The organism is Streptomyces venetus, assembly GCF_039540295.1.
Taxonomy (GTDB): Bacteria; Actinomycetota; Actinomycetes; order Streptomycetales; family Streptomycetaceae; genus Streptomyces; species Streptomyces venetus.
In genome coordinates this window covers 386,662-403,572 of record NZ_BAABET010000008.1, presented here as the reverse complement: position 1 = coordinate 403,572, position 16,911 = coordinate 386,662, and the positions used below count along the sequence as shown (strand labels likewise).

Below are 16,911 nucleotides of genomic sequence, written 5' to 3'. Positions count from 1 at the left end.
CACCGTGCCCCAAGCGGCGGCGAAGCGCGAGACGTCACCTCGCGCCACGCCGCCGTCAGTGGGATCACCGGTGTCAGCGCGCCACGCTCAGCGACAGCGCGAACCGGCCCGCACCGTCCGTCCACCAGTGGGCCAACTCCAGCCCGGAGGCGAACAGTTCGGCCCGCACGCCCTCCTGCCGGAACTTCGCCGACACCTCGGTGCGCATCTCCTCTCCCGCCGCGAAGTCGACGGCGAGGTCGAGCGCCGGCACCTTCACCGTCTGGGCCGTACGGGAGCGCAGCCGCATCTCGATCCACTCGTGCCCGGCGTCCCACCGGGCCACGTGGTCGAACGCGTCGGGTTCGAAGTCGGCGCCGAGCTCACGGTTGATCACGGTGAGGACGTTCTTGTTGAACGCGGCCGTCACCCCGGCCGCGTCGTCGTACGCCCGGACCAGCACCTCCTCGTCCTTGACCAGGTCCGTGCCCAGCAGCAGGGCGTCGCCCGGGGCGAGCAGCGCACGCACCGACGCGAGGAACGCGGCGCGCTCGGCGGGCAGCAGGTTGCCGATCGTCCCGCCGAGGAACGCCACCAGCCGCGGCCCCGGCGTGTCCGGCAGCGTCAGTTCCGCGGTGAAGTCGGCGATCAGCGCGTGCACGTCGAGCCCCGGCCGCTCGGCGGCGAGCGCCTGCCCGGCCTGGGTGAGGGCGCTCTCGCTGACGTCCACGGGGACGTAGGTGCGCAGCTCCGTCAGGGCGTCCAGCAGATGCCGCGTCTTCTCCGAGGAGCCGGAGCCGAGTTCGACCAGGGTGCGGGCCCGGGTCGCCGCGGCGATGTCCCCGGAGCGCGCGAGCAGGATCTCCCGTTCGGCGCGCGTGGGGTAGTACTCGGGCAGTTCCGTGATCTCCTCGAACAGGTCGCTGCCGTGCGCGTCGTAGAACCACTTCGGCGGCAGCGTCTTGGGACGGCCGGTCAGACCGCGGTGGACGTCGGCGCGCAGCGCGGCGTCCGTGGCGTCCTCGGGCAGGGTGCGGGTGACATGGAACGGACTCACGTACGGGGCTCCTTCGGTGGTACGGGGACGAAGGCGTCGGCCGGTTCCTTCAGCGGCGTGAGCAGCACGTCCGTGCGGCTCGCCGCCAGCAGGGTGCGGTCGGGGGCTTCCCGCCAGTGCGGATCGTCGTCGTAGGGCTCGGAGGCCACGACCGTGCCGCCGCCGGGCCGGGTGAGGTACCAGAGGGTGTCGCCCCAGGCGGTCGCGGTGATGGTGTCACCGTCGGTCAGGAGGAGGTTGAGCCGGGAACCGGGGGCCGCGGCGGCGACCTCCAGGACCGTGTCGGCCAGCGCCTGGCCCGGTTCGTCGCCGCTCCGCAGCCGGGCCAGCGCCAGCGCCCACACGAGCGCCGAGTCGTTGCGGGCCTCCAGCGCCAGCAGGTCCTCGGGCGGCAGGGTGCGGGAGACCGGCGCCAGCGACCCGGGCCAGCCCTTGACCGCCCCGTTGTGGCTGAACAGCCAGGTCCCCGCGGCGAACGGAGCCGCCGCCGCCTCCGCGTCCGCGCCGGACAGGGTCGCGTCCCGTACCGCGGCGAGCAGCGCCGTGCTGCGGACCACCCGGGCGAGATCGGCGAACGACAGGTCGGCCCAGATGGGACCGGCCCGGCGGTAGCGGGCCGGCACCGGGTCGCCCTCCGCGTACCAGCCGACACCGAAACCGTCGGCGTTGACCGTCCCGTACCGCTGCCGCCGGGGCGCCCACGACTGCCGGTACAGACCGTGCTCGGGCTCCACGAGGAGCCGGCCGAGCGGCTCACCGGGGCCCACGTACGCCACATGGCGGCACATCAGACCTCCTCCGACCGGGCCGTGCGGAAGCCGGAGAAGATCTGCCGCCGGATCGGGTAGTCCCAGTTGCGGAACGTGCCCCGGCAGGCCACCGCGTCCACGGCGAAGGAACCGCCGCGCAGCACCTTGTGGTCGGGCCCGAAGAACACCTCCGAGTACTCCTTGTAGGGGAACGCCTTGAACCCCGGGTACGGCAGGAAGTCGCTCGCCGTCCACTCCCACACGTCGCCGATCAACTGCCGTACGCCGAGCGGCGACTCACCGGCCGGATAGCTACCCGCCGGGGCCGGACGCAGGTGCCGCTGGCCGAGGTTGGCGTGCTCGGGCCCCGGGTCGGCGTCGCCCCACGGATAGCGCGTCGAGCGGTCACCGGCCGGGTCGTACCGGGCCGCCTTCTCCCACTCGGCCTCGGTGGGCAGCCGGCGTCCCGCCCAGCGGGCGTAGGCGTCGGCCTCGTACCAGCACACGTGCAGCACCGGCTCGTCCGGCGGGACGACCTCGGTGACCCCGAAGCGCCGGCGCAGCCACTGCTTGCCGTCCCGCCGCCAGTACAGCGGGTGCGCGATGGAGTTCCGGCGGATGTGGGCCCAGCCGTCCGGTGCCCACCAGCGCGGGTCGTCGTAGCCGCCGTCGTCGATGAACGCCTGGTAGGCGCCGTTGGTCACCGGGGTGGTGTCGATCCAGAACGGTGCCACCTCGCGCCGGTGCGCGGGGCGTTCGTTGTCCAGGGCCCAGGGTTCGTCGGAGGTGCCCATGGTGAAGGGTCCTCCGGGCACGAGGACTTCGGACGGGCCGGTGAACAGCGGCACCGGCTCCGGATCGGGCGCGGTCAGCGCCTGCGGCCCACGGCGGAGCTGATGGGTGATCAGCATGGTCTCGTCGTGCTGCTGTTCGTGCTGCGCGATCATCCCGAAGGCGAAACCGGCCTCCGTCAGCCGCGTCCCGTGGAACGCGGCCCGCTCCAGCACGTCGAGCGCCCGGCCGCGTACGTCGGCCGCGTACGAGCGTGCCTCGGCGGGCGACAGCAGGGGCAGCTTCGGGCGCTCGGCCCGCGGGTGCTCGAAGGCGTCGTAGAGGCTGTCGATCTCGGGCCGTATCGCCTCGTGTCCGGCGACGGCCCGCAGCAGCCACTGCTCTTCCTGGTTGCCGATGTGCGCGAGGTCCCACACCAGCGGCGACATCAGTGGCGAGTGCTGCGCCGTCAGGTCGGGCTCCTCGACGCAGCTCGTCAGCAGGGTGGTGCGGTCCCGGGCGACGACCAGCGAGGCGACCGCGCGCTCGCGGAGCACCTCGGGGTCGGCCGTCCCGGTGCCGACGGCGGGGCTGGTGTCGGTCATGGGCGGAGATCCTTCCCGTGGGCGCGGCCGTCCGTGCCGCGCTGTCCGTCGAGCAGGTCGTCGGCGGGGCAGCGGCCCCGGACGACGTAGTGGTCCAGATGGGCCGTGACGGCGTCCGTCACCTCGGGCCCGGCACCGAGCCGTGGCAGGGCCTCCAGCGCCGCCGTGAAGCACGACACGGCCACCTCGCGCAGTTCGGCGTCCGCCAGACCGTCGCGGGCCGCGTCGAGCCACAGCGGGTTGTGCGGCGCGGGCAGGCCCAGGGTGCGTTCGGCCAGTGGCTTCACGGCCCGGTAGGCGGTCTCGGCGGCCTCCGGGTCGTCGAACAGCGCCGCCGTCACGGCCAGCGGCACGATCCAGCCGTCGTCCCCGGGTTGCGCGTCGATCATGCGCAGTTCGAGATGGCCGCGTGGCCTGACCGGCGGGAACAGCGTCGTGAGGTGGTAGTCGAGGTCCTCGTGCGTGGGTGGTCGGGGGAGTCCCTTGCGGGTCCACTCCCGGAAGGTGAGCCCTTCCGGGACGTCCCAGGGCCCGCCGTCGCGCCGTACGCACATCACGGGGGAGTCGAGCACGTGCCGGGCCCAGGCGCCGCGCGGGTCGGCGTCCAGGGGCGGTCCGCCCGCCCGGCCGGGGCCGATCCTGGTCCACGCCAGCTGCCGGGTGGAGACCCAGCCGGTCGGCCGGTGACCGGCGAGCGGGGAGTTGGCGAACGCGGCCACCAGGACCGGGCCCAGATGATGGGCCAGCCACCAGCGCCGCACGAAGCCGAGGGGGCCGGGCTCCTCGTGGCCGGCGTCCAGGCACACCTGCACGGAGGCTGAGGCGCACATCATGGCGCGGCCGGCCGGACCGGTGCGGTCGAGGCAGGCCTCCATGGCGTCGTAGCGGGGTTCGCGCAGGAACCGGCGGGGTTCGTGCCAGGGGTCGTGGCCCAGGCCGACGAGGGCGAGACCGTCGTCGCGCAGGGCCGCGCGGACGGTGTCGAGGTCGGCGGAGACGGTGCGGACGCACTCCGTCAGCGAGGCGGCGGGAGGCGAGCTCAGCTCCAGCTGGCCGCCGGGCTCCACGGTGAGCGCCGACCTCAGGGAGAGGGGCCGCAGTGCGGCGTAGGCCGCTCGGAGTCTTTCGGGTGTGACGGGGAGCTGCGGTGCGCGCAGCTCGTGGACGAGCCATTCCACCTCGACCCCGAGGCGGCGCGGCGGGCCGGTCTTGAAGCAGATGCCGCGGACGAGGGCCTCGACCTCTGCTTCGTTCAGTGCGCTGTGGGGCTGGGTACAGTCACCCGCCGGAGCACTGGACGTATCGGACATGTCTGAATCCTCCTGAGATTCCACCATGCCACCGGTCCGGGGTTCATGACGGCCCGGGCCGGGATCAACTCGTCCCACCCAAGCCTCTGGGATCGCTCGGCACAAGAGGGCAGACCGGGGCGTTCCGGGGCGGTCATCCGCGCCGACCGGGCGTTTTCCCGCGCTTTTCCCGGCGTTCTCCCACGGCGAAAACTCCGTTGCGCCGTGGATCGGGCATCGCCCACGATGCCTGCGTGAGCACGACAAGCAGGACCGCGCGGCACGCGGTCACGGCGCGCACGGGGGTGGCGCCGTGGGCGCGTGGCCGCGCGGAATCGCGCGGCGGAGCTCCGGGCGCCACGCGAGGGCACCCGCCGGCACGGGCCGGAACCGGTGCCGGTGTCCGCCGTCCGGGTGACGCCGACGGCGACGAGGTTGCGGGCGAGGGCAGCCGTGAGGCCGCCCGCCGCCGGGTTCCTGACCCCGGCGGCACGCGGCGTCTTCCGCGACGGCCTCGCGGAGGTCCTCAGGTCCAGCCGTAGCGCTCGTGCAGCCGGTGCCTGACCAGGTTGAACCGGCCTCGGTCCAGGGCGCAGGCCTCTCGGCGCATGCCCTGTTCGTGCAGGCGCAGGATGCGGTCCACCGCGACCCAGGAGTCGCGGCCCGACCGGTCCCAGGGCCCGCTGCCGATGGCCACCCACTCGCGGTCCCCGTCGTGCGCCTTGCTGGAGAGCTGCACCGCGAGGAACGTCCCGGCGGCCTCGCGGGCGACCACGAGCACGGGACGGTCCTTGCCCCGTCCGTCGTTCTCCTCGTAGGGCACCCACGTCCAGACGATCTCCCCGGGGTCGGGGTCGCCGTCATGGGCGGGGGAGTACTCCGTGCGCACCCCGCCGACCGCGCGGGGGTCGGCCTCGGTGGTGGCGGTGGGGCCGTGCCGGCCCGGGACGTGTCCATCGGTCATCGTGCTCACGGGGGCACCCTAGAGGCTGCCCCCGTGAGCTGCGCGTGAAGGGTCACTTGTCGTCCATCGGCACCTTCTGGGCCAGCCCGTTGAGTGGCGAGGTCTCCTTCGCCGGCTGCCCGTTCCGGTCCATCGACGCGAGGAGCTGACGGGCGAGGCCCAGCCCCGTGCCGCCCATGGTGAGGGCCTTGGTGAACATCTCGGCCATCCCGTCGGCGCCGTTGAGCAGCACCATGTTGTCGACGTTGCCGAACGCGGACGCGCCGGCCTTGACGATCTCCGGCCAGTTCTCGGCGAGTTGCTGCGCGACCACGGCCTCCTGGTTCTCGGCGAGGGCGGCGGCCCGGGCCTTGATGGCCTCCGCCGCCGCGAGTCCCTTGGCCCTGGCCGCCTCGGCCTCGGCCAGCCCCCTGGCCTGAGCGGCCGCCGCCTCGGCCTCACCCGTGGCCCGGGTGGCCTGCGCCGCCGCGGCGCCCCGAGCGGTCGTCGCCTCGGCTTCGGCCCCCGCGGCCGTCTTGACCTGGGTCGCCTCGGCGGCCGCCGCCAGTTCCGTCTCCTTCGCCCGGGCCTGGGCCGCCGAGATCCGCGCGTCGCGATCGGCCTCGGCCAGCGTGCGCTTCTCGTAGGCCGCCGCGTCGGCGGGTTTGCGGACGTCCGCCTGGAGTTGCTGCTCGCGCCGGTGCGCCTCCAGCTCCGCCACCCGGGTCTCCTGGACGACGACCTCCTGCCGGGCCCCGGCCTCGGCGAGCGGTCCGGCCTGCCGGGCCTTGGCGGCGGCCTTGTCGCGCTCGGCCTGGTAGCCGGCCTGGAGGATCTCGCTGTCCCGCGTCGCCTCCGCCATCCGGGCGAACGACTGCTGCTCCGCCTCGGTGGCCAGCCGGTTCGCCTCGGCCTGCGCGATCCGCGCGTCCCGCTGCACGGCCGCCGCGTGCGGCATGGCCAGGTTCTGGATGTACCCGGTCGGGTCCTCGATCTCGTGGATCTGCAACGAGTCCACGATCAGGCCCAGCTTCTCCATCTCGGTGCCGCACGCGGCCCGCGTCTGCCCCGTGAGCTTCTCCCGGTCCCGGATCATGTCCTCGACCGTCAGCCCGCCCACGATGGACCGCAGATGACCCGCGAAGACGTTGTGCACCCGCTCCGACATCAGCTTCTGCTGGTCGAGGAAACGGCGGGCCGCGTTCGCGATCGACACGAAGTCGTCGCCCACCTTGAAGATGACCACGCCCCGCACCTTGAGCGGAATGCCCTGGTGCGTCACGCAGTCCACCTGGAGTTCGGTCTCGTTCAGGTCGAGCGACAGCTTGCGCACCGCCTGCACACCGGGCAGCACGAGCGTGCCGCGCCCGGTGACGATACGGAACCCCATGCCCTCCTCGAGGCCCTCCGTGCGGTGCTTGGAACCCGAGATGATCAGTGCCTCGTTGGGTTCGGCGACCCGCCACATGAGCTTGAACAGACCGATCAGAACGAGGACGGCGGCAACGGCCGCCCCCGCAACGACGCCGACGACCATCGGCATTCGCCCCCTCTGCATGGTGCCCTCTCGGCACCGAACGAAGGGGAGTGTGCTCCTGTGCCGAGCCCGGGTACAGACACCGGAGCATCCTTGCCCAAACCTTGACACGTACGGCTCTCACCTGCGCCGCAGCGGGCTCAACTGTCGTACGCCGCCGTGACGTAGACGGTCCGTGGGGGAAGGTACTCGACCACCATCACGACCGTGCCCGGCTCGATGCGGTCCGTCGCGGTGGCGGGGTGGGCGAGGAAGTGCTCGGCCCCGCCGCGCACCCGGACGATCACTTCGCCGACCAGCCCGGGCCCGACCGTTCCGGTGACCCGCCCCATGAGCCCGACCATCGACGCGTCCGCCATGGGGGACAGCGTACGGTCGCTCAGGCGACGGCGGAACGGGCCGTGACCGGCGGCTCGGGCCACTTCTCGGACCAGCGCAGCTCCGCCTCCAACTGCGCCGCCACCTGGACCAGGAGCGGTTCGCTGTCGGCAGGGCCGAGCAGCTGCGCGCCGACCGGCAGTCCGTCCGCGGTGAAACCGGCGGGCACATTGACGCCCGGCCAGCCCAGCACGTTCCACGGCCAGGCGTACGGACAGGCGGCGATCATCGCGCGGTCGGTGGCGAAACCGCTGAGTTCGAGCAGGGCGCCGATACGGGGCGGGGGAGCGGCGGTCGTGGGCGCGAGGACGACGTCGTACGAGGTGAAGAATCCGCCGATCCGGCGGTGCAGCACGGTTTCCGCCCGCCGGGCCGCCCGCAGCGGCGCCCCGCCGAGCAGCCGGCCCAGCCGGGCCGCGTCCCGGGTGCGCCGGTCCAGCAGCGCCGGGAACGGCGCCTCGTCCACCCGCTCGGCGATCCCGGCCGTCGCGCGCGGTACGAAGGTCAGACCGATCTGCCCGTACGGCGGATCCGCCTCCTCGACCGTGTGCCCCAGTGCCGCCAGCCGCTCGGCGAGCGCGACGACCCGGGTCCGCACCTCCGGCAGCAGACGGGCGGGTACGGCCGTGAACGGCGGCTTGAGGGAGAGCGCGACGCGCAGCCGCCCGGGGTCGCGGCCGACGGCCGACAGCACGTCGACGGCCGGGGGCCGGTGCGGATCCTCCGGGTGGTTGCCGCTCGCCGCGTCCAGCAGCAGGGCCGCGTCGGCGACCGTGCGGGCCAGGGTGCCGTTGACGGTGATGCCCTGGAAGGACTCACCGCGCGGCCAGGTGGAGATCCGGCCGCGCTGCGGCTTGATGCCGACCAGATGGGTCCACGCGGCCGGGATCCGCACCGATCCGGCCCCGTCCGAGCCGAGCGCGGCGGGCACCAGACCGGCGGCGACCGCGGCGGCCGAGCCGCCCGAGGAGCCGCCGGGCGTGTGCTCCGTGTTCCACGGATTGCGGGTCGCGCCGAACGCGGGCCCCTCGGTGAAGGGCCACTGCCCGAACTCACAGGTGTTGGTCTTGCCGACGATCACGGCGCCGGCCGCGCGCAGCCGCCGCACCGCCTCGCCGTCCTCGGCGACCGGCGGGAACTCCCCGCAGCAGCCGAACGCGGTCGGCTCGCCGGCCACGTCCATGTCGTCCTTGACCGCCACCGGCACCCCGAGCAGCGGCTTGCGCATCCCCGCGGCCAGGTCCCGGTCGGCCGCCTCGGCCTCGGCGAGCGCCGCCTCCGCCCGGACGATCCGGAAGGCGTTGATGCTGCCCTGCGCCGCCTCGATCCGCGCCAGGGCCCGCTCGACCAGCCCCCGGGACGTCACCTCCCCGGCGGCCAGCGCACGGGCGGTCTCCGCCAGGCCTTCGGCACGGTCGAGCGTCATACGGACACCTCCGGATCCATTGTCTACCGAACGGTAACGTCCGGTCGCCGGCGACGGAACGCCGACGGCACGTATGAAATTCACCCACAAGTCACTTCTTCCCCACTGGGCTCGTCCGCTCTCGCTCAAACCATTGACGCACCTCCGACGCGCCCTTACCTTCTGAGCCCCCACTTCCGGTCGAGTAGCCGAACCTTGTTCGGTATCTCGACCCTGCGTGTCTCAGGGAGAGCCGCCCGTGACCCCACACCCCGCCACTCCGCCCCGCCGCACCCTGCTGCGTGCCCTGGCCGCCCTGCCCGCCTCGGCGGCGCTGCTCGGCGAAGCGCCCGGGCTGCTCGGCAGCTCCCTGGCCGCCGCGCCCCCGAACGGCTCGGCCACCCGCTACACGATCGTGCCGTTCCTCAACAGCGACGACGGCACGGTCAACGTGTACCAGTCGGACGACGCCACCGACTTCCGGCTGCTGCGCTCCTCCGCCTACACGCCCCCCGCGGGCCGGATCCGCGACGCGAGCATCCTCAGACACACCGACGGCTACTACTACGTCACCTACACCACGCACACCTGGCAGGACCCCAGTACGACCATCGGCTTCGCCCGCAGCTCCGACCGCGTCACCTGGACGTTCCTGTACGACTACACCGTCCCGCTCACGAACCTCTCGCGTGCCTGGGCGCCCGAATGGTTCGTCGACAGCGACGGCAGCGTCAACGTCATCGTGTCCTGCTCCACCACCGACGACGAGTGGATCTTCACGCCGTACCGGCTGAGGGCCACGAACTCCGCCCTCACGGCGTGGGCCCCACCGGTGGCGCTGTCGGGCGTCGGCGCCAACCACATCGACACGTTCATCGTGAAGATCGGCTCGACGTACCACGCCTTCCCGAAGAACGAGACGACGAAGTACATCGAGTACGCCACCGCCTCGAACCTGAGCGGCCCGTACACGATCCGCAGGACCGGCGACTGGGCGGGCTGGGGCAGCTACCGCGAGGGGCCCGCGCTGGTGCAGCTCGACAACGGCGGCTGGCGGATCTTCTTCGACGGCTACGGCGACGGGAACTACTACTACAGCGACAGCCACGACACCTTCGCCACCTGGTCCGCACCGGCCGCACTGCCCGGCATCTCCGGCACGGCGCGGCACTTCACGGTGGTCAAGGAGACGGTCTCCGGCGGCCCGAGCCTGGCCCGCGGCGGCACGCGCTCCTTCCGGTCGGCCAACTACCCGACCCGCTACTGGCAGCAGCGGTCCGCGCTCCTCGACCTGCCCGTGGTCAGCGGCTCCAGCACCACCGCCGAGAAGCAGGCCGCCACCTTCACGGTCGTCGCCGGCCTGGCCGACGCGAGCGGTTACTCCTTCCGCGACGCGGCCGGCGGCTACCTGCGCCACTGGGACTTCCGCGCCCGCTTCGACCCGAACGACGGCACGAGCGCGTTCGCCAAGGACGCCACGTTCTTCCTCAGGGCCGGCGCGGCCTCGGGTGCCGTCCGCTTCGAGTCGTACAACTACCCGGGGTACTACCTGCGCCACTACGCCTACCAGCTCCGGGTGGAGCGCCCCGACGGAACCGACCTGTTCCGGCAGGACAGTTCGTTCGTACCGGTCACAGCCTGGGCCTGACCTGCACGGACGCGGTGACCGCGGCCCCTCTCGGTGGCACGGTGAGCAGTTATTGCCATTTCACACTATTAGAATGAATTGGACGTGTTCTGGGCAGGTAGTCGCTGGAGGCGGATGAGCGATATGACGCCACCGGGACCCACCGGAGACGAAGGGGCGGCACTGCGGCCGGTGCCGCCCCTTGACGAGGCGGCCACAGCCCGTGCCGTCGTGGATGCCCACGGCATGGTGACCGGGTGGAGCGAAGGTGCGCAGCGACTGGTGGGCCACCCGGCCTCGGCGGTCATCGGCAGGCCCGCGGCCGTCCTGCTCGCCGGCGACCCACCCAGGGGGACGCTGCGATCCCTCATCGGGGTGCAGCGGTGGAACGGCACGGCGACCCTGCGGCACCGCGACGGCCGCATCCTCCCGGTGACCCTGCTGGCCCACCGCCGCGACCTGGACTCGGGCGTCGACGGCGAGGCCCACGAGTGGCTCCTGGTCTCGCCGGTCTCCCGTGACCAGCCACAGCCCGACGAGGACGTGCTGATCGGCTGGTCGCTGATCCAGTCCCCGTGCACCATGGCGCTCTACGACCCGGGGCTGCGGCTGCTCCGGGCCAACGCGGACATGGAACGCGTGATGGGGCTCTCCGAGGCGGAGATGCGCGGACTCAGGGTGTCGGAGATCGTGCTCGACCCACAGGGCGAACGCACCGAGGAGCTGATGGGGAGGGTCGTCGCGACCGGCGAGCAGCAGCACCTGGAGGCCGTCCTGCAACTGGCCGGGGACGCGCACGACAGCGTCTGGTCGGTGTCCCTCGCTCCCGTGCGCGACCCCCGGGGAACGGTGCGCGGGGTCCTGCTGTCCGCGCACGACATGACCGAGCAGCACCTGGCCCGGCAGCGACTCGCCCTGGTCGCGGAGGCCGGCGTGCGCATCGGCACCACGCTCGACCTGGCCCGTACCGCCAGGGAAATGGCCGACGTGGCCGTCGGGAGTCTGGCCGACTTCGTCACCGTCGACCTGCTCCCCGACATCGACGACGACCAGGAACCCCGCGCGACGACGCTGCCCCGCCCGGTCGAACTGCGCCGCGTGGCCAACCAGTCCGTGCTGCCCGGGTGCCCCGAGGCCGTGGTCCCGCTGGGCTCGGTCGCCACCTACCCGCGGTCCTCGCCGGCCGCCGAATGCCTGGCATCGGGACAGCCGTTGATCCAGCAGGTGTCCCCGGCCGTGGTCGACCGGTGGGCCTCCCAGGCACCGGACCGGGCGGAACGCATGCAGCGCTTCGGCTTCCACTCCGTCCTCGCGGTACCCATGCGCGCCCGCGGCGTCACCCTCGGCGTGGCCACCTTCTCCCGGCACCGGCGTCCCGAACCCTTCGAACAGGACGACCTGCTGCTGGCCCAGGAGATCACCGCCCGGGCCGCCCTGAGCATCGACAACGCACGGCGCTACACCCGGGAGCGCGACACCTCGCTGACCCTGCAGAGCAGCCTGCTGCCCCAGCGGCTGCCCCGGCAGTCCGCCGTCGAGGTCGCCTCACGCTATCTGCCGGCAGGCGCCCAGGTGGGCGTGGGCGGCGACTGGTTCGACGTCATTCCGCTCTCCGGCGCCCGGGTCGCCCTGGTCGTCGGAGACGTCGTGGGTCACGGCATCCAGGCCTCCGCGTCCATGGGGCGGCTGCGCACGGCCGTCCGCACCCTGGCCGACGTCGACCTGTCGCCCGACGAGCTGCTGACCCACCTCGACGACCTGGTCAACCGGCTCTCGGCCGAGAACGACGACACCTCGGGCGCCGCCGACATCGGCGCGACCTGCCTGTACGCCGTCTACGACCCGGTCTCGCGGCGCTGCACCCTGGCCCGCGCGGGCCATCCGGAACCGGTACTGCTCCGCCCGGGCGATGAGGCCCGCGTCCTCGAACTCCCCGCCGGGCCCCCGCTGGGACTGGGCGGCCTGCCGTTCGAAGCGGCCGAGGTCGAGCTCCCCCCGGGCAGCCTCCTCGTGCTCCACACCGACGGCCTCATCGAGGCCCGGGACCGCGACATCGACGTCGGCATCGAGCTGCTGCTGCGGGCGCTGGACCGCTCGGGGCCGGCTCTGGAGGACATCTGCGACGCCGTGGTGCAGGACGTGCTCCCCGCCCGGCCCGGCGATGACGTGGCGCTGCTCATCGCCCGTACGCGTGCCCTGGACTCGGCCCACGTGGCGTCCTGGGACGTGCCGCCGCACCCTTCCGCGGTGGCCGAGATCCGGGACCGGGTGAGCCGTCAGCTGGAGCAATGGGGCCTGGGCGAGGCGGCGTTCGTCACCGAACTGGTCGTGAGCGAGCTGGTCACCAACGCCATCCGGTACGGCGAACCGCCCGTCCAGCTGCGCCTGATCCTCGACCGCAACCTCATCTGCGAGGTCTCCGACGCCAGCAGCACCGCCCCGCACATGCGCCGGGCCCGGGTCTACGACGAAGGCGGGCGCGGCCTGCTGCTGGTCGCCCAGTTGTGCCAACGGTGGGGCACCCGTCACACGTACCGGGGCAAGACGATCTGGGCCGAACAGCCCCTGCCCGCGGACTGACGACCGCGACTCAGCGGACCCGCGCGGCGCGTACGGCCCGTGGTCCCGCACCCAGTTCGCGGTGGCACGCCTTGTTGAACGCCTGAAGGTCGGCGATGCCCACCGCCGCGGCGACGGCGGGGATCGGGAGCGTGGACGCCTGGAGCAGGTGGCGGGCGCGCTCCAGCCTCCGGCGGCGGACGTAGGCGACGACCGTCAGACCGGTCTCGGCGCGGAACAGGCGGGTCAGATGGGTGTGCGAGACGCCCGCCGAGCGGGCGATGACCGGTACGGGCAGCGGGTCGGCGAGATGCTCCTCGACGTACGCCTGCGCGGCGGCCACGACGGGATGCTGCCGCCCCGGATCCTCGGAGCCGGGCCGGGCCAGTTCGGCGACGTGCCAGAGCACCGTCCAGACCTCGGCGGAGGCACGGGCCGAGGAGCCGGGCATCGCGGCGACGGCGTGTCTCAACAGGCCGGCCAGCAGCGGCCCTTCGGCCTGGGCGTCCTGCATCAGCGGCACCCGGTGCCCGGCGCCGGTGCCCGGAAGCCGCAGATGGGCGTAGAGATGCTCCGATCTGCCGCGGTAGTGGAAGTGCGCCTCGGTGTCCGGGGGGATCAGGCTGACGTGTCCGGGCCGGATGGCGTGCCCGGTGCCGAGGACGGACAGCCGGCCCACATAGCTGTACAGGTGCAGCTGCCACAGGTCGGGCAGCCGGAAGACGTCGTGCGCGGTGGAGACACCGTGCACACCGACCCCCGCGTTCACCACCTCGGGCGGGACATCCAGACGCAGCGAGACGCTCTCCATGATGGTGAGAATTTACCAGCACCGGGCGATTGCACCCCACGACGTCCAGGCCTTCACGCCCTACGTTCGTCGTATGCCAACCACCAGAAACCTGCTCACCTCGGTCGAGCTGGCACGCTTCGTCGCGCGGGGCTTCCTGCGCCTGGACGGGGTCGTGCCCCCGGAACTGAACGAGGAGGCCATCGCGACCCTGTCCACCGGGATACCGGCGGTCCCCTACGGCACTCCGCTGGCCGAGGCCTTCCCGCAGAACACGTTCATCCCCCGCCTGCTCGCCGTTCCCGCCGTGGCTGGCGCCCTGGAGAGCCTCGTGGGACCGGACCCGACGGTCGACCACCACGCGGTGCACGTACGCGAACCGCACGAGGGCAGCGCGCAGGACCTCCACGCGGACGCGATCATCGACGTGCGGCCGGACGCCTTCGACGTCCAGCTCATGTACTACCCCCACGAAGTGACCCCCGACATGGGCGGGACGCTGAGCGTGCCCGGCAGCCATCTGCGTCACGTCAACGAGACCGACATCGGCCGGGTGCAGAACCTGCGCGGGCAGACCCGGCTGACCTGCCCGGCCGGCACCGTCGTCCTGGTGCACCACGGGATCTGGCACGGCGGCCGGCGCAACGACACCGCGCGGCGGCGCTACATGTACAAGATCCGCTTCAACCCGACCGTGCCCCAGGTCCGGCTCTGGGACACCTCCGACCTGCACGACCCCGCCGTCACCGCGGAACTCGGCGCCTCCTTCCCGTGGTACGAGCAGGCCACCGCCCGCCTGGAGATCCACAACCGGGTGCTGCTGTGGCGCGCGCTGACCGGAGACGACACGTTCGACGTCGACCACTGGGTCACACGCGTCAGCAACCGGCCCGCCCTGAGGAGCCACGCATGAAACAGCAAGTCCTCGTGCTCTACCTGGCCTCGTCCGCCCTCGACTCGCCCGTGGTGGGATGGTCCCGGTACGACGGCACGGGCCGGACCCACCCCACGACCGGGGACAGCGACGAGCCGCCCTACCCGACCGGTCTGGCCGCGCTCGCGGACGGCTGGCGCCTCTTCCAGGCCTCCCAGCTGCTGCCGCCCCACCCCGGCCACGAGTACGACACCTCCTTCCTCAAGCACGAGTTCTTCTTCGAAAAGCTGTAGCCGTCTTCACTCCATCGGGTCTCAAACGGTCCTGCTCGCCCCGAACGCGGACCGCGCCGCGTAGCTTCGACGGCGACATCACCCAGGGAACGTCAAGAGGCAACCGGAGCGCTGTGGGCACGCGTCACCAGCTCGTCCTGGCCCTGCTGTGCGCGGGATACGCCGTCGGTTCCGCGCTCGGCTGGGGCTCGGCCCAAGCCGCCTCGGTCATGGGGAACTTCGGGCTCGGTGCCGCGGCCGCGGCCGCCGCCGTGTCCTGCTTCCGCTACTCCCGCACCCGCCGCACCCGCTTCAGCCCCGCCTGGCTGCTGTTCGCCCTCTCCTCGGCGATGGCGGCCCTCGGCCACCTCGTTCGGGGGTGGTACGAGGTCGTTCTGAAGATGCCCGTGCCGAATCCCAGCTACGCCGACCTGCTCTTCCTCGGGTTCGCGCCGCCGGCCGTCCTCGGCCTGCTGGTCCTCGCGAAACGGCCGGTGACGCGGGCGGGCTGGGTCTGCCTCGGGCTGGACGCCTGGCTGATCGGCGGCTCACTGCTCACCCTGGCCTGGAGCCTCGCCCTCGCCCAGGCCGCGACGTCGCACGGCCCCGGCGTGGCGCACACCGCGCTGTCGCTGGCCTGTCCGCTGCTCGACATCGCCCTGGTCAGCATGGTGATCGCCCTGCACTTCAGACGCTCCGGGGCACATCGCGCCGCGGTCAGCACCGCGATCGGCGCACTCGCCCTCACTGTGCTGAGCGACGCCCTGTTCACCTCCCCCCTGCTGCGCAGCACCTACCGTCCCGGCCAGATCCTCGACGCGGGCTGGTTCGCCGGCTCCCTGCTCCTCGCGTACGCCCCCTGGGTCCCGTCCCGGAATCGGCAACCGGAGGCACCCGGCCGTCCGGACGCCAGGAGGAGGGCGGGGTCCTCACTGGCGGCCCTCACCCCCTATCTGGCCGCCGGCGTCTGCACCCTCGGGATCCTCCACAACGTCCTCGACGGCCGCAGCGTGGACCATGTGGTGCTCCTGACCGGCGGCTCGGTCGTGCTCGCTCTGGTGGCGCGACAGAGCGTCATGCTGCTCGACAACATCGCCCTCACCCAGGAACTGGTGCAGAGGGAGAACCACTTCCGCTCCCTGGTGCAGGGCTCCAGCGACGTCATCATGATCGCCGCTCCCAGCGGAGTCCTGCGCTACGTGTCCCCGTCCGCGCGCGACGTCCTCGGCCGCGACGCCGAAGAGCTGATCGGCAGCGACCTCGGCGCGCTCGTGCACCCCGAGGACCTGGGGCGTGTCCTGCACGAGGTGCGCCGCTTCCTCGGCGCCGGACCCGCCGACGAACCCACCACCCGCATCGAGTGCCGCTTCCGGTCGGGCGACGGCGGCTGGCTGCACGTCGAGTCGACCGTCAAGCGCCACCAGGGCGGCCTCGTCCTCAACAGCCGGGACGTGACCGACCGGGCCCGCCTGCAGGCTCAGTTGCGGCACAGCGCCGAGCACGATCCGCTCACCGACCTGCCCAACCGCGCGCTGTTCACCCAGCGGGTCGAGCAGGCCCTCGCCGACCGCGGCGAGGGCGACCACGGCATCGCGGTGCTCTTCGTCGACCTCGACGACTTCAAGGCCGTCAACGATCGCTTCGGCCATCAGGCGGGCGACGAACTCCTGGTCCGGACCGCCCACCGGCTCAAGCAGACCGTACGGAACGACACCGCGGCCCGCCTGGGCGGCGACGAGTTCGCCGCCCTCGTCGTGGACGACAGCGCCCGCGACGACCCGACCCGCGAGGAACACGTCCTGGAGCTCGCCCACCGGTTGCGCATCACCCTGTCCCAGCCCTGCACCATCGAGGGCAGCGACATCAAGGTCACCGCGTCCATCGGAATCGCCTTCGCCGAGCCGGAACTCGCCGCGGGCGACTTGCTGCGCAACGCCGACCTGGCCACCTACCGCGCCAAAGCCTGGGGGAAGGACCGGGTCGAGCTGTACGCCCCGCACATGCAGGACGAGACCCCCGCGGTGGCCAGAGCGGCCGGCGAGACGCTGGAGCACACCCTCGCCCGGCTCCTCGTAC

At 72.7% G+C, this 16,911-nt stretch carries 13 protein-coding genes and 1 pseudogene; 5 read left to right on the top strand and 9 right to left on the bottom strand.

The genetic code is table 11. The features are described 5' to 3' along the window. Nucleotides 1–73: 73 nt before the first annotated feature. From egtD to ABEA82_RS26980, 8 genes are all read right to left on the bottom strand, one after another. Entirely contained in the window at nucleotides 74–1,036 is a 963-nt protein-coding gene (gene egtD / locus ABEA82_RS27015; protein WP_345664264.1) for an L-histidine N(alpha)-methyltransferase, read from the bottom strand. After that, the gene (gene egtC, locus ABEA82_RS27010; RefSeq protein ID WP_345664263.1) at nucleotides 1,033–1,824 is read right to left on the bottom strand and encodes an ergothioneine biosynthesis protein EgtC; all 792 of its coding nucleotides are present in this window, start codon (nucleotides 1,822–1,824) and stop codon (nucleotides 1,033–1,035) included. The genes egtD and egtC overlap by 4 nt, the downstream gene beginning before the upstream one ends. Further along, on the bottom strand, nucleotides 1,824–3,161 hold the full coding sequence (egtB, locus tag ABEA82_RS27005; protein WP_345664262.1) for an ergothioneine biosynthesis protein EgtB: 1,338 nt from the start codon (nucleotides 3,159–3,161) through the stop codon (nucleotides 1,824–1,826). Before egtB ends, egtC begins: the two co-directional genes overlap by 1 nt. Beyond that, a complete protein-coding gene (egtA, locus tag ABEA82_RS27000) occupies nucleotides 3,158–4,471 on the bottom strand; it encodes an ergothioneine biosynthesis glutamate--cysteine ligase EgtA (protein ID WP_345664261.1) in 1,314 nt (437 codons plus the stop codon). Before egtA ends, egtB begins: the two co-directional genes overlap by 4 nt. 505 nt (nucleotides 4,472–4,976) lie before the next feature. Then, on the bottom strand, nucleotides 4,977–5,414 hold the full coding sequence (locus tag ABEA82_RS26995; protein ID WP_425588562.1) for a type II toxin-antitoxin system PemK/MazF family toxin: 438 nt from the start codon (nucleotides 5,412–5,414) through the stop codon (nucleotides 4,977–4,979). Between the two features lie 52 nt (nucleotides 5,415–5,466). Then, nucleotides 5,467–6,936: an SPFH domain-containing protein gene (locus ABEA82_RS26990; RefSeq protein ID WP_345664358.1), complete on the bottom strand. Its 1,470-nt coding sequence runs from the start codon at nucleotides 6,934–6,936 to the stop codon at nucleotides 5,467–5,469. Nucleotides 6,937–7,070: 134 nt separating this feature from the next. Then, nucleotides 7,071–7,289, bottom strand: coding sequence for a hypothetical protein (locus ABEA82_RS26985; protein WP_345664259.1), 219 nt, complete (start codon nucleotides 7,287–7,289; stop codon nucleotides 7,071–7,073). A 20-nt stretch (nucleotides 7,290–7,309) separates the two neighbouring features. Then, nucleotides 7,310–8,734, bottom strand: a complete 1,425-nt coding sequence (locus tag ABEA82_RS26980; RefSeq protein ID WP_345664258.1) for an amidase — start codon at nucleotides 8,732–8,734, stop codon at nucleotides 7,310–7,312. Nucleotides 8,735–8,972: 238 nt separating this feature from the next. Between ABEA82_RS26980 and ABEA82_RS26975 the strand changes: the two genes are divergently transcribed. Together ABEA82_RS26975 and ABEA82_RS26970 are read left to right on the top strand one after the other, a co-directional pair. Beyond that, on the top strand, nucleotides 8,973–10,361 hold the full coding sequence (locus ABEA82_RS26975) for a glycoside hydrolase family 43 protein (RefSeq protein WP_345664257.1): 1,389 nt from the start codon (nucleotides 8,973–8,975) through the stop codon (nucleotides 10,359–10,361). Between the two features lie 123 nt (nucleotides 10,362–10,484). After that, entirely contained in the window at nucleotides 10,485–12,920 is a 2,436-nt protein-coding gene (locus ABEA82_RS26970; RefSeq protein WP_345664256.1) for a SpoIIE family protein phosphatase, read from the top strand. A 10-nt stretch (nucleotides 12,921–12,930) separates the two neighbouring features. On the opposite strand, the gene ABEA82_RS26965 is transcribed toward ABEA82_RS26970, so the two are convergent. Further along, nucleotides 12,931–13,710: a helix-turn-helix domain-containing protein gene (locus ABEA82_RS26965; protein ID WP_345664255.1), complete on the bottom strand. Its 780-nt coding sequence runs from the start codon at nucleotides 13,708–13,710 to the stop codon at nucleotides 12,931–12,933. Between the two features lie 73 nt (nucleotides 13,711–13,783). On the opposite strand from ABEA82_RS26965, the gene ABEA82_RS26960 reads away from it, so the two are divergent. The 3 genes and pseudogenes from ABEA82_RS26960 to ABEA82_RS26950 all read left to right on the top strand — a co-directional run. Then, on the top strand, nucleotides 13,784–14,602 hold the full coding sequence (locus ABEA82_RS26960; protein ID WP_345664254.1) for a phytanoyl-CoA dioxygenase family protein: 819 nt from the start codon (nucleotides 13,784–13,786) through the stop codon (nucleotides 14,600–14,602). Continuing rightward, complete coding sequence (locus ABEA82_RS26955) at nucleotides 14,599–14,856, top strand: hypothetical protein (RefSeq protein ID WP_345664253.1); 258 nt, start codon at nucleotides 14,599–14,601, stop codon at nucleotides 14,854–14,856. Before ABEA82_RS26960 ends, ABEA82_RS26955 begins: the two co-directional genes overlap by 4 nt. A gap of 113 nt (nucleotides 14,857–14,969) precedes the next feature. After that, a pseudogene (locus tag ABEA82_RS26950) lies at nucleotides 14,970–16,871 on the top strand (diguanylate cyclase domain-containing protein); the annotation flags it as partial. Between the last annotated feature and the right edge of the window lie 40 nt (nucleotides 16,872–16,911).

Excerpts from the sequence above, each read along its gene's own strand:
- egtC (WP_345664263.1), bottom strand. The coding sequence starts at position 1,824 with ATGTGCCGCCATGTGGCGTACGTGGGCCCCGGTGAGCCGCTCGGCCGG.
- egtB (WP_345664262.1), bottom strand. The coding sequence starts at position 3,161 with ATGACCGACACCAGCCCCGCCGTCGGCACCGGGACGGCCGACCCCGAG.
- egtA (WP_345664261.1), bottom strand. The coding sequence starts at position 4,471 with ATGTCCGATACGTCCAGTGCTCCGGCGGGTGACTGTACCCAGCCCCAC.
- ABEA82_RS26995 (WP_425588562.1), bottom strand. The coding sequence starts at position 5,414 with ATGACCGATGGACACGTCCCGGGCCGGCACGGCCCCACCGCCACCACC.
- ABEA82_RS26990 (WP_345664358.1), bottom strand. The coding sequence starts at position 6,936 with ATGCCGATGGTCGTCGGCGTCGTTGCGGGGGCGGCCGTTGCCGCCGTC.
- ABEA82_RS26985 (WP_345664259.1), bottom strand. The coding sequence starts at position 7,289 with ATGGCGGACGCGTCGATGGTCGGGCTCATGGGGCGGGTCACCGGAACG.
- ABEA82_RS26980 (WP_345664258.1), bottom strand. The coding sequence starts at position 8,734 with ATGACGCTCGACCGTGCCGAAGGCCTGGCGGAGACCGCCCGTGCGCTG.
- ABEA82_RS26970 (WP_345664256.1), top strand. The coding sequence starts at position 10,485 with ATGACGCCACCGGGACCCACCGGAGACGAAGGGGCGGCACTGCGGCCG.
- ABEA82_RS26965 (WP_345664255.1), bottom strand. The coding sequence starts at position 13,710 with ATGGAGAGCGTCTCGCTGCGTCTGGATGTCCCGCCCGAGGTGGTGAAC.
- ABEA82_RS26960 (WP_345664254.1), top strand. The coding sequence starts at position 13,784 with ATGCCAACCACCAGAAACCTGCTCACCTCGGTCGAGCTGGCACGCTTC.
- ABEA82_RS26955 (WP_345664253.1), top strand. The coding sequence starts at position 14,599 with ATGAAACAGCAAGTCCTCGTGCTCTACCTGGCCTCGTCCGCCCTCGAC.